This window comes from Burkholderia sp. AU33545, assembly GCF_020419685.1.
Taxonomy (GTDB): Bacteria; Pseudomonadota; Gammaproteobacteria; order Burkholderiales; family Burkholderiaceae; genus Burkholderia; species Burkholderia diffusa.
On the sequence record NZ_JAIZRQ010000012.1, the window covers coordinates 100,532 to 112,696 of the forward strand.

Below are 12,165 nucleotides of genomic sequence, written 5' to 3' on the forward strand. Positions count from 1 at the left end.
ACTATTCATGGCAACAAGCCGCCCGTCTCCGCTCGCGCTCGCGGTCCTCGCGACGCTCACCGAAACGCCGATGCATCCGTATGGAATGCTCCAGCAGTTGAAGGCGCGCGGCTATGACGAAGTCGTCAACGTGCGACAGCGCACGAGCCTCTACCAGACGATCGACCGGCTGGTGCGCGATGGGCTGATCGCCGTGCATGACACCGAGCGCGACGGCGCGTTTCCCGAACGCACGCTGTACACGCTGACCGAAGCCGGGCATACGGCCGGGCAGGCGTGGCTGCATACGCTGCTCGCGGAGCCCGCGCGCGAGTTTCCGGCATTCGGCGCCGGTCTCGCATTCCTGCCGCTGCTCGACGCCGACGATGCGCGCCAGCAACTCGAGCGCCGCATTGCCGCGCTGGAGGCCGAACGCGAACGTCTCGAGTCGCTGCGCAACGCCGCGCAGAACGACCAGGTGCCGCGTCTGTTCCTGTTGCAGAACGAACATGCGCTCGTGCTGCTCAACGCGGAACTCGACTGGGCGCGCAGCGTCGTCGAACACCTGAGGATCGGCGCGCTGCGCTGGGTCGACGGCTGACGCGCCCACCATCGGCGAGTGCCGATCAAAGCACCTTGCCGGGATTGAGCACGCCGGCGGGATCGAGCGCGGCCTTCAGGCGCCGCATCAAGCCGATTTCCGCTTCGCTGCGCGTGTGCGCGAGATAGGCACGCTTGAGCATGCCGATGCCGTGCTCCGCCGACACCGAGCCGCCCATGTCCCGAACGACCGCGTACACGCAGCGATCGATCGCATCGGCGTCCGCGTCGCGCATGCCGGTGAGCGATACGCCGATATGCACGTTGCCGTCGCCGACGTGGCCGAAGAACAGGCAAACGATGCCGGGCCAGACCGCACGCAACGCCGCCTCGCAGCGCGCGGCGAACAGGCCGAGCTCACCCGTCGGCAGGCTCACGTCGAAGTTCACCAGATGCGGCAGCGCATCGATCGCGAGGCCTTCGCGCAACGTCCACAGGTCGCGCGCCTGCCGCTCGGACGTCGCGAGCGCCGCATCGTCGACGAGCCCCGCGTCGATCGCATCCGCCAGACCGGTTTCCAGCGCCTGCCGCGCATCGCCGCCCGGCGCGCTCGTCGCGCACTCGATCAGCACCGCGAAGCCGCCGTCGCCCGCGAACGGCGCAACGACGCCGGGCGTGTGGCCCGCGACGTAGTCGTAGAAGGCCGGCCACATCGCTTCGAAACTGACGATCTCGGGCAGTGCGCGCAGGCGGTTCCACAACCCGACGACGGCGTCGTAGCCACGCACGCGGCAGAGCGCGGTGGCCGGCGCGGCGAGCTTCGGATGCAGCCGCAGCACGGCGCGCGTGATGATGCCGAGCGTGCCTTCGCTGCCGATGAACAGCTGCTTCAGGTCGTAGCCCGCGTTGTTCTTCAGCATCCGGTTCATCGACGACACGATGGTGCCGTCGGCGAGCACGGCCTCGAGCCCGAGCACCTGCTCGCGCATCATTCCGTAGCGAATCGCGCGCGTGCCGCCCGCGTTGGTCGCGAGCATGCCGCCGATCTGGCACGAACCGCGTGCGCCGAGATCGACGCCGAACGTGAAGCCCGCCGCGTCCGCGGCTTCCTGCACCGTCTGCAGCGGCGTCCCGGCGCGCACCGTCATCGTGCCCGCCGCCGCGTCGATTGCCTCGACACCCGCGAAACGCTCCATCGACAGCACGATCTCGCCGCCCAGCGCGACCGCGCCGCGGGCGAGCCCGGTGAGACCGCCCTGCGGCACGACCGGCTGCCCGAGCCGCGTGCACAGCGCGAGCGTGCGCGACACGTCGTCGACGCTGCGCGGCCGCACCAGCGCGCGCGGCCGCACACCGGCCGGCTCGTTGTACGCGGTGAAGTAGCGCGGATCGATCTCGGCCGCCCGCGTGACCAGCGAGTCGCCCAGGCCGGCGACGAGCGCCGCCTCGAGCGCGTCGTCCGCCTGCACCGTCGCACCGTGGCCGCCAGTCTCTCCGCCCGTATCCAGGCTCTGCATCGTATGCGTCCGTTATTTGGTGGAGATGTCGATATCGCCGAAGTATTTCTGGCCGAGCGACTTCACCGTGCCGTCCGCCTTCAGCTTGTCGATCGCGGAATCGAGTTTCGCCTTCAGCGCGTCGTCGCCCTTGCGCAGGCCGAACGCGATCCCGCTGCCGAGAATCCGGTCGTCGCGCACCGGCTGGCCGACGAACGCGAAACCGTTGCCGTCCGGGCGCGACAGGAAACCGCGCTGACCGGCCGGCGCGAGCACCAGTGTCGCGTCGAGACGGCCCGCCACGAGATCCGCATACACCTGGTTCTGATCCTGGTACGCGACGATCGACACGCCGGCCGGCTCCCAGTGCGCCTTCGCGTAGGTTTCCTGGATCGATGCCTGCAACACGCCGACGCGCTTGCCCTTCAGCGATTCCGGCGTCGGCAGCAGGCCGCTGCCGGTGCGCGCGATCAGCTGCGTCGGCACGCGGTAGATGATCGTCGTGAAGTCGATCGCCTGACGCCGCTGCTCGGTCGCGTTCATCGCCGAATTGATCGCGTCGAACTTGCGGCCCTTCAGCGCGGGAATCAGCCCGTCGAACGACGTCTCGACCCACTTGCACGACAGCTTCGCGGTCTGGCAGACGGCGTTGCCGACGTCGATGTCGAAGCCCTGCAGGTCGCCGTTCGGCGCCTTCGACTCGAACGGCGGGTATTGCGCCTCGAGGCCGAAACGCAGCGTTTGCCCGTCGGCGAGCGCCGCGCCAGAACCGAGCGCGCACGCGAGTGCGAACGCGAGCTTGAGTGTGTGTGCATGCTTCATCGTGATCTCCTGGCTTGTCGGCCGGCGCCGTGCGTTCGCACGTGCTCCGGTTCCGTCGGTGGCTTTCCGTGCGACGTACACGTCGCCTGCTTGGGGTGCGGGCCGCGCCCGCGATTTACAGCGACCGCAACCGCCGCGCGCCTTCGATCAGCGTCGCGTCGTCTTTCGAGAAACTGAGCCGGATCACGCCCGCGTCGGTGCCGTCGGTATAGAACGCCGACAGCGGAATCGTCGCGACGCGCGCATCGCGGATCAGGCGCAGCACGAAGTCGCTGTCGCGTTCGTCCGAGAAGTGCCGGAACCGCGCGAGCATGAAGAACGAGCCTTCGCTCGGCAGCAGCTCGAAGCGCGAACCGGCCAGCTCGCGCGCGAGCAGGTCGCGCTTGGCCTGGTAGAACGCCGACAGGCCGAGATAGCTTTCCGGCCGCGCGAGGATCTCCGCGAACGCGACCTGCATCGGCGTATCGGCCGAGAACACCATGAATTGGTGCACCTTGCGGATCTCGTCCATCAGTTCGGCCGGCGCGAAGCAATGGCCGACCCGCCAGCCCGTCACGTGGAACGACTTGCCGAACGACGACACGATCACGCTGCGCTCGGCGAGCTCACGGTGACGCGCGACGCTCTGATGTTGCGCGCCGTCGAACACCACGTGCTCGTAGACCTCGTCCGACAGGACCACGATGTCGGTATTGCGCGTGAGTTGCGCGAGCCGTTCGAGATCGTCGGCGGAGAACACCGTCGCGGTCGGGTTGTGCGGCGTGTTGACGATGATCATTCGCGTGCGCGGCGTGATCGCCGCGGCCACTTCGTCCCAGTTCACGCGGAAATGCTCGGGCGACAGCTTGATCGCGACCGGCGTCGCGCCCTGCAACCGCACGATCGGCGCATAGCTGTCGAACGACGGCTCGAAATAGATCACTTCGTCGCCCGGATGCACGAGCGCGCTGATCGCCGCGTAGAGCCCTTCGCTCGCGCTCGCGATCACCGTGATCTCGGTGCCCGGGTCGTAGCGCGTGCCGTACAGCGCCTCCGTCTTCTCCGCGAGGCGTTCGCGCAGCGACACGACGCCGGCCATCGGCGCGTACTGGTTGTGGCCGTCGCGCATCGCGCGCGCGACGCCCTCGACGAGCGCCGGATCGGGCGCGAAATTCGGCGCGCCCTGCGACAGGTTCAGCGCATCGTGCTGCGCGGCGAGCTGGCCGATCACCGTGAAGATCGTCGTCCCGACGTCCGGCAGTTTCGAGCGGGGCGTGGTGGCGCTTCGCATGACTCCTCCTTCAGATGTCCTTCGCGCCGGCCCGCGCGACGCGCGCGGCCCGGTTCGTGACGCATGATTTAGCCCGAGTCAATAAGGGTGGACAATCGAAAGTTCGTCATGGCGGCCATGCATTTTTCTCATGACCGGCCATGCGCAAGGCTCAATGCCAAGACCATGTGCCCGGCAACGCATGCGCATCAGGCATCTCCTCCCAGGGCCTGCCCACACTCGCGACGGGCTTGCGCTGGCCGCCCGGACGCACGGCCACGCCGCGCATCACGCGCCCGCGGCCGCCAGATAGGCGCCGAGGACGGCCTGCAACTCGCCCCGCAACGCGGCGAAGTCCAGCGCGGGCCCGAGCGTGAGCAGCGCCTGCGACACGCCGCCGTAGCAGACCGCATGCGCCATTCGCGCGATCCCGTCGAGCCTCGCGGCCGGCGGCGGATCGCTGCACTGCGCAAGCGCGTCGCGCCACAGCGCGACATAGGCGTCGTAATGGCGGCGGTATGCGGACAGCGGCGACACCTGCCGCTCCAGCGCGAAGAACGCGCTCCACGGCGCGGCGTCGGCGGCGATCGCATCGACCTGCAGGTCGACGAGCACGGCCGCGACCTCGGCGCGCGGCACGCCGCGCAGCCCGTGCGCCGCTTCGCGCAGCCGGTCGGCCAGCGCCAGCACGCGCCGATGGATGCACAGCGCGGCGAGGCTCTGCTTGTCGCCGAAATATTCGTAGAAGGTGCCGACGCTCACGCCCGCGACGGCTGCGATCTCGCGGATCGTCGCCTTCGCGTAGCCGCGCTCGAGCAAAAGCTGAACGAAGGCCTGCTGGAGCGCCTCGGACGTGGCCTGCGCGCGCGACTGGCGCGGCCGGCGGCGCAACGCGGGCGCGGGTTGCGCCGCCGGCTGGCCGGGCGGCGCCGGAACCTGAACATGTCGCGGCGGCATATTTGCTACTCTGAAATTCAGCGGAAACGCGTTTGACCGGCAGACCGCGAAGCACGAGACCGGAGACAGCCCGATGACCGAATCGACCCATGCCATCACGAACCAGTTCGACGAACTGGTCGACTATAACCTCTTCGCCACCGACGTCGCGCTGCGCGAGGCACTCGCCCGCGCGGGCGCCGGCTGGGCCGTGCCGCAGCTCGACGCGTACGGCGCGCGGCTCGGCAGCGCCGACACCGCGCGGCTCGCCGACGAAGCAAACCGCCACCCGCCGGAACTGAACGCGTTCGACCGGCGCGGCCGGCGCATCGACTGCGTCGACTTCCATCCGGCGTGGCACACGCTGCTCGGCATGTACCGCAACGAGGGCTTCGTGTCGCTCGCGTTCCGCGATACGCGCCCGGGCCGCTGGGCCGCGACCGCGGCCGGCTTCTACCTGCACGGCCAGATCGAGGCCGGCACGCTGTGCCCGGCGACGATGACGCAGGCCGCGATTCCGGTGCTGCAGAAGGAACCCGCGCTGTGGGACCTGCTGCGCGACAAGCTGTACAGCGACGACTACGATCCGCGCGACGTGCCGGTCGCCGACAAGCGCTCGATCTGGTTCGGCATGGGCATGACCGAGAAACAGGGCGGCTCCGACGTGCGCGCGAACACGACGCTGGCGAGCGCCGTCGGCGCGGGCGGACGCGGCGGCGAATACCGGCTCCGCGGCCACAAGTGGTTCTTCTCCGCGCCGATGTGCGACGCGCACCTGGTCGTCGCGCGCACCGCGGCCGGCGGCCCGTCGTGCTTCTACGTGCCGCGCTGGCGGCCCGACGGGACGAAGAACGCGGTCGAGATCCAGCGGCTGAAGAACAAGGTCGGCAACCGCAGCAACTCGAGCAGCGAGATCGAGTTGAACGACGCGTGGGGCATCATGCTCGGCGACGAAGGCCGCGGCATTCCGACCATCATCGAGATGGCCACGTACACGCGGCTGAGCTGCGTGCTCGGCAGCGCGGCGATGCTGCGCCAGGGCGTCGTGCAGGCGATCGCGTACACGCGCCAGCGCCATGCGTTCGGCCGAGCGCTCGCCGAGCAGCCGCTGATGCGCACCGTGCTCGCCGATCTCGCGCTCGAAAGCGAAGCCGCGCTCGTGCTCGCGATGCGTCTCGCCGACGCGTTCGAGCGCGACGACTCGCCGCGCGAACGCGCGTGGAAGCGGATCGTCACGCCCGCCGCGAAATTCTGGGTCTGCAAGCGCGCGGTCGAGCTGACCGGCGAGGTGATGGAAGTGTTCGGCGGCAACGGCTACGTCGACGACGGCCCGATCGCGCGGCTGTTCCGCGAAGCGCCGGTCAACTCGATCTGGGAAGGCTCCGGCAACGTGATGTGCCTCGACGTGCTGCGCGCGGTATCGCGCGAACCCGACGCGGCCGCGGCGCTCTTCGACGAGCTGACCGACCTCTGCGCGGGCGAGCCCCGCATCCGCGCGGCGCTCGATGCGCTGCGCGCGAGGCTCGCGGCACCGGCCGATACGCTCGAGGCGTCGGCCCGCGTGTTCGCGCAGCGGCTCGCGCTCGTCGCGCAGGCCTGCCTGCTGCGGCGCGACGCGCCCGCGGCCGTCGCCGACGCGTTCATCGCGACGCGGCTTGCCGCGCCCGACTGGGGCCGCATCGCGGGCGGCTTCGATCCGCACGCGCTCGACGTCGCCGCGCTGCTGCAGCGCGCATACGCGGCCTGACGGGCGCCGAACCGACCACCGACGCCAAAGAAAAAGCCACCGGACCCGACGGCCCGGTGGCTTCTTCACATGATGCCCGGCACGGCGCCCTTCGACGCCGCCGGCGACTCACGCCATGCTTACTTGCCGCCGATGCTCTTCAGCGGCTTCCACTCGCCCTTCTCGACCTTGTACATCGTGATGCCGCCGTTCTTCAGGTCGCCCTTCGCGTCGTACGCGACGTGCGACGACGTGACGCCGGCCATGTCGGTCTTCGCGAGCACCGGCAGGTACTTCGCCGGATCGGTCGAGTCGGCCTTCTTCATCGCGTTGAGCATTGCCATCGCGCCGTCGTACGCGTACGGCGAGTACGTCTGCACGTCTTCGCCGAAGCGCTTCTTGTACTTGTCGGCGTAGCCCTTGCCGCCCGGCATTTCCTCGAGCGGGAGGCCTGCCAGCGATGCGATCGTGCCGTCGGCCGCGTTGCCCGCGATCTTCAGGAACGTCGGCGTCTTCACCATTTCGCCGCTCATCAGCGGTGCGGTGATGCCGAGTGTCTTCATCTGCTTGACCATCGGCGCTGCCTGCGAATCCGCGCCGCCGTAGTAGACGAGGTCCGGCTTCGCCGCCTTCAGCTTCGTCAGGATCGCCTTGAAGTCGACGGCCTTGTCGTTCGTGAATTCACGGTCGACGATCGTCGCGCCGCCGGCCTTCGCGGCCTTCTCGAACTGGTCGGCGAGACCCTGGCCGTAGGCCGTGCGGTCGTCGACGATCGCGATCTTCTTCATGCCGAGATCCTTCGCCGCGAAGGTGCCCGCCACCGAGCCCTGCTGCGTGTCGGACGTCATCATGCGGAAGGTCGTCTTGTAACCCTGCTGCGTGTATTCCGGCGCCGTCGCCATCGCGATTTCCGGAATGCCGGCGTTTGCGTAGATGCGCGAAGCGGGAATCGTCGTGCCCGAGTTGAAGTGGCCGAGCATGCCCTTGATGCCGTCGTCGACGAGCTTCTGCGCAACCGTCGTGCCGGTGCGCGGGTCAGCCTGGTCGTCCTGCGTCTCGAGCACGAACTTCACCGCCTTGCCGCCGATCTTCGGGTTCGTCGCGTTGAAGTCTTCCAGCGCGAGCGCGATCCCGTTCTGCATATCCTTGCCGTAGTGCGCCTGGGCGCCCGTCATCGGCCCTGCGTAACCGATCTTCACGTCGTCCGCATGGGCCGTCCCCGCAAGCGACATGACGGCGACGAACGTCGCGCCTGCCAGCTTTTTCATCGTGTGTTGCATAGCATCTCCTTGGTACCAGGGTAAATGGAGCGGCTTCGGGATCGCCTTGCCGCTTCCTTTGTTTGATCCGAACGGCAAGGATGGTCAGCCGATCGTCATCAAATTCGCATTGCCGCCCGCCGCGGCCGTGTTCACGCTCACCGAGCGCTCGGTGAGCAGGCGCTCGAGCGCGTAGTCTTCCGCGTCGCCGTTCTCGAACGCGCCCGCCGACACGCCCTGCACCGACACGATCGGGCCCGGTCGCTGCGCGACGTCCTTCACGAGCGTCTGCAGTTCGTCGCTGTCGCCTTCGAACAGCACTGCGTCGAACGCCACGTCCGCCTGCTTGCGCACGGTCGCGTGCGCTTTCAGCGACGCCGGCAGCGCGGCGACGAGCGCCTCGCCGGCCGCGCCGGCGAACAATGCGCGGTTGCCGGTCGCCAGCACCGCCGCGAACTGCGCACGCGCACCGCCCGGCGTCGCCGCGACACACAGCACCGTGCCGCGCGGGCCGAGTGTATACGTGTTTCGCTCGCCCGTCGGGCCGGTCAGCACCGCGGTCGCGCCGGCCGGCACCTGCGCCAGATAGCCGTCGCAGCGTGCGGCCAGCGCCGGCTCGCGCTGCTCGATCAGCCAGTCGCGCAGCGTCGTGAGCGCCGCCGCGGGGTTGCCGCGTGCGTCGCCTTCGACCGCGCCGTCCGCGATCAGCATCTGCGCGAGCGAGCGCGGCAGGCCCGACGGACGCGTCGCGAGCAGGCGCTGCAGGTACAGCGCGCCGCCGGCCTTCGGGCCCGTGCCCGACAGCCCTTCGCCGCCGAACGGCTGCACGCCGACCACCGCGCCGATCACGTTGCGGTTCACGTAGATGTTGCCGACGTGCGCGTTCGAGATCACGTGCGCGATCGTCTCGTCGATCCGCGTGTGGATGCCGAGCGTCAGGCCGTAACCCGTCGCGCGGATCTGCTCGAGCAGCTTGTCGAGCTGGCTGCGGCGATAGCGCACGACGTGCAGCACCGGGCCGAACACTTCACGCTTCAGCTCGTCGATGCTGCCGATCTCGATCAGCGTCGGCGGCACGAACGTGCCGTGTGCGCAAGCTTCCGGCGACGACAGCTGCGTGACCGCGTGGCCCTTCTCCTTCATCGCCGCGACGTGCGTGTCGATCGTCTGCTTCGCTTCGGCGTCGATCACCGGGCCGACGTCGGTCGACAGCCGGTCCGGGTTGCCGAGCGCCAGCTCGTGCATCGCGCCCTTGAGCATCGTCAACGTGCGGTCCGCGACGTCATCCTGCAGACACAGAACGCGCAGCGCCGAACACCGTTGACCGGCCGAGTCGAACGACGACTGCATCACGTCCGCGACGACCTGCTCCGCGAGCGCCGACGAGTCGACGATCATCGCGTTCTGGCCGCCCGTTTCCGCGATCAGCGGAATCGGCTTGCCGTCCGGGTCGAGGCGCGCGGCGAGCGTCTTGTTGATCAGGCGCGCGACTTCGGTCGAGCCGGTGAACATCACCGCGCGCGTGCGCGGATCGGCGACCAGCGCCGCGCCGACGGTCTCGCCGGTGCCCGGCAGCAGCTGCACCGCGCCGGCCGGCACGCCGGCCTCGCGCAGCAGGCGTACGGCCTGGGCGGCGATCAGCGGCGTCTGTTCGGCCGGCTTCGCGAGCACCGTGTTGCCGGCCGCGAGCGCGGCCGCCACCTGGCCCATGAAGATCGCGAGCGGGAAGTTCCACGGGCTGATACAGACCACGGGGCCGAGCGGGCGGTGCGTGTCGTTCGAGAATTCGTCGCGGATCTGCGCCGCGTAGTAGCGCAGGAAGTCGACGGCTTCGCGAATTTCGGCGATCGCGTTCGGCAGCGACTTGCCGGCTTCGCGCACGATCAGGCCCATCAGCGTGTGCATCTGCGCTTCGAGCAGGTCGGCAGCGCGCACCAGGCAGTCGGCGCGTGCATCGACCGGCGTCGCCTGCCAGATCGGCGCGGCGGCCACCGCGTGCGCGAGCGCCGCGCTCACGTGTTCGGCCGTCGCTTCGCTGACGGTGCCGACCAGGTCGCGCTGGTCGGCCGGGTTGCGCACGTCGCGCGCCGGGGCGTCGGCGAGCGCGTCGTCGGCGAGCATCGGCGCCGCGCGCCACGGATGGTGCGCGCTCGCGAGCAGCGCGGACGACAGCGATGCGAGACGATGTTCGTTCGACAGGTCGAGGCCCATCGAGTTGGGACGCTCGTCGCCGTAGAGGTTGCGCGGCAGCGGGATCTTCGCGTGCGGCGCGCCGAGCGGCACGACCTTCGATGCCTCGTCGACCGGATCGGCGACCAGTTCCTTCACCGACACCGTCTTGTCGGCGATGCGGTTCACGAAGGACGTGTTCGCGCCATTCTCCAGCAGGCGACGCACGAGGTACGCGAGCAGCGTTTCATGCGTGCCGACCGGTGCATACACGCGGCACGGACGGTTCAGCTTGTCGCGGCCCGTGACTTCCTCGTACAGCGGCTCGCCCATCCCGTGCAGGCACTGGAATTCGTACTGGCCGGGGTAGTAGTTCTGGCCGGCCAGGTGATAGATCGCGGCCAGCGTGTACGCGTTGTGCGTCGCGAATTGCGGGTAGACGGCGTCGGGCGCCGCGAGCAGCTTCTTCGCGCACGCGAGGTACGACACGTCCGTATAGATCTTGCGCGTGTAGACCGGATAGCCTTCGAGGCCGTCGACCTGCGCACGCTTGATTTCGGTATCCCAGTACGCGCCCTTGACGAGGCGGATCATCAGGCGGTGACGGCTGCGGCGCGCGAGGTCGATCAGGTAGTCGATCACGAACGGGCAACGCTTCTGGTAGCCCTGCACGACGAAGCCGATGCCGTTCCAGCCGGCCAGCTCCGGATCGAAGCAGAGCGCTTCGAGCAAGTCGAGCGAGATTTCGAGGCGATCCGCTTCTTCCGCGTCGATGTTCAGGCCGATGTCGTAGCGGCGCGCGAGCAGCGCGAGCGCACGCACGCGCGGCAGCAGCTCGCTCATCGTGCGGTCCTGCTGCGAGCGCGAGTAGCGCGCGTGCAGCGCCGACAGCTTGATCGAGATGCCCGGGCCTTCGTAGATGCCGCGGCCGCCGGCGGCCTTGCCGATCGCGTGGATCGCCTGCTCGTACGACGCGTAGTAGCGCTGCGCGTCCTCTTCGGTCGTCGCCGCTTCGCCGAGCATGTCGTACGAGTAGCGGAAGCCGCGCGCTTCGTACTTGCGGCTGTTCGCGAGCGCTTCGGAAATCGTCTCGCCGGTGACGAACTGCTCGCCCATCAGACGCATCGCCATGTCGACGCCCTTGCGGATCAGCGGCTCGCCGCCGCGGCCGATCAGGCGCGTGAGCGCCGACGACAGGCCCGCTTCGCTATTGGTCGTCACGAGCTTGCCGGTGATCATCAGGCCCCAGGTCGCCGCGTTCACGAACAGCGACGGCGCGTGGCCGACGTGCGAGCGCCAGTCGCCCTTGCTGATCTTGTCGCGGATCAGCGCATCGCGCGTCGCGCGATCGGGAATGCGCAGCAGCGCTTCGGCCAGACACATCAGCGCGACGCCTTCCTGGCTCGACAGCGAGAACTCGTGGATCAGCCCCTCGACGCCGCCGCCCGAGCTCTTCTCGCGCAGCGCCTCGACGAGCTGCGTCGCGAGCGTCTGCACGTCGGCCTGCAGGTTCGCGGGCAGGCGCGCCTGGCCCAGCAGGAACGGCACGCATTCCGGCTCGGGGCGGCGATACGCGGCCGTGATCGCCGCGCGCAGCACCGATTGCGGCTGCACGTTCTGCGCGAACTCGAGGAACGGATGCGGCGAGTTGTCGTCGTCGCCGTCCGTCGCCTGGCCGTCGGCGAGCTCCGTCACGCCGCTGTTGCCCGACAGTTCAGGCGGCAGCTGGCCGTGCTCGATCCGCTCGAGATACGCGAAGATCGCCTGCTTGATCAGCCAGTGGGGAGTGCGCTCGAGACGCGCTGCCGCGTCTTTCAGGCGCGAGCGGAGAAGGTCGTCGACTTTGACGCCGAGAGTCGTGCTTGCCATGGTGGGTTCGTGCGCCGGTGCGAGCCCGGCGATGTGGTGTGAGAGGATGCGCGAAATCCTACGGCACGCAATAAAAAGGTGCAACCGAATTGATGGATCGGTTGCACCTTCAACTTACTC

Annotated in this window: 8 protein-coding genes; 2 read left to right on the forward strand and 6 right to left on the reverse strand. The window is 69.0% G+C overall.

What is annotated here, in order from left to right:
• The first annotated feature begins 7 nt into the window (after positions 1 to 7).
• Positions 8 to 580: a PadR family transcriptional regulator gene (locus LGM71_RS31800; RefSeq protein WP_226118479.1), complete on the forward strand. Its 573-nt coding sequence runs from the start codon at positions 8 to 10 to the stop codon at positions 578 to 580.
• A gap of 25 nt (positions 581 to 605) precedes the next feature.
• On the opposite strand, the gene LGM71_RS31805 is transcribed toward LGM71_RS31800, so the two are convergent.
• From LGM71_RS31805 to LGM71_RS31820, 4 genes are all read right to left on the reverse strand, one after another.
• A complete protein-coding gene (locus tag LGM71_RS31805; protein ID WP_226118481.1) occupies positions 606 to 2,036 on the reverse strand; it encodes an FAD-binding oxidoreductase in 1,431 nt (476 codons plus the stop codon).
• Positions 2,037 to 2,048: 12 nt separating this feature from the next.
• On the reverse strand, positions 2,049 to 2,837 hold the full coding sequence (locus LGM71_RS31810; protein WP_124627925.1) for an ABC transporter substrate-binding protein: 789 nt from the start codon (positions 2,835 to 2,837) through the stop codon (positions 2,049 to 2,051).
• 115 nt (positions 2,838 to 2,952) lie between these two features.
• Positions 2,953 to 4,107, reverse strand: a complete 1,155-nt coding sequence (locus tag LGM71_RS31815) for a pyridoxal phosphate-dependent aminotransferase (RefSeq protein WP_226118483.1) — start codon at positions 4,105 to 4,107, stop codon at positions 2,953 to 2,955.
• 267 nt (positions 4,108 to 4,374) lie between these two features.
• Positions 4,375 to 5,043 (reverse strand): TetR/AcrR family transcriptional regulator, encoded by a 669-nt coding sequence (locus tag LGM71_RS31820; RefSeq protein ID WP_226118485.1) that lies wholly within the window; start codon positions 5,041 to 5,043, stop codon positions 4,375 to 4,377.
• A gap of 73 nt (positions 5,044 to 5,116) precedes the next feature.
• Here LGM71_RS31820 and LGM71_RS31825 point away from each other — a divergent pair, with 73 nt between their 5' ends.
• A complete protein-coding gene (locus tag LGM71_RS31825) occupies positions 5,117 to 6,769 on the forward strand; it encodes an acyl-CoA dehydrogenase family protein (RefSeq protein ID WP_226118487.1) in 1,653 nt (550 codons plus the stop codon).
• Positions 6,770 to 6,888: 119 nt separating this feature from the next.
• Here the strand turns inward: LGM71_RS31825 and LGM71_RS31830 are convergent, their stop codons facing one another.
• Positions 6,889 to 8,028, reverse strand: coding sequence for a branched-chain amino acid ABC transporter substrate-binding protein (locus LGM71_RS31830; RefSeq protein ID WP_124902785.1), 1,140 nt, complete (start codon positions 8,026 to 8,028; stop codon positions 6,889 to 6,891).
• An 84-nt stretch (positions 8,029 to 8,112) separates the two neighbouring features.
• A complete protein-coding gene (gene putA / locus LGM71_RS31835; protein ID WP_226118489.1) occupies positions 8,113 to 12,045 on the reverse strand; it encodes a trifunctional transcriptional regulator/proline dehydrogenase/L-glutamate gamma-semialdehyde dehydrogenase in 3,933 nt (1,310 codons plus the stop codon).
• Positions 12,046 to 12,165 lie beyond the last annotated feature (120 nt).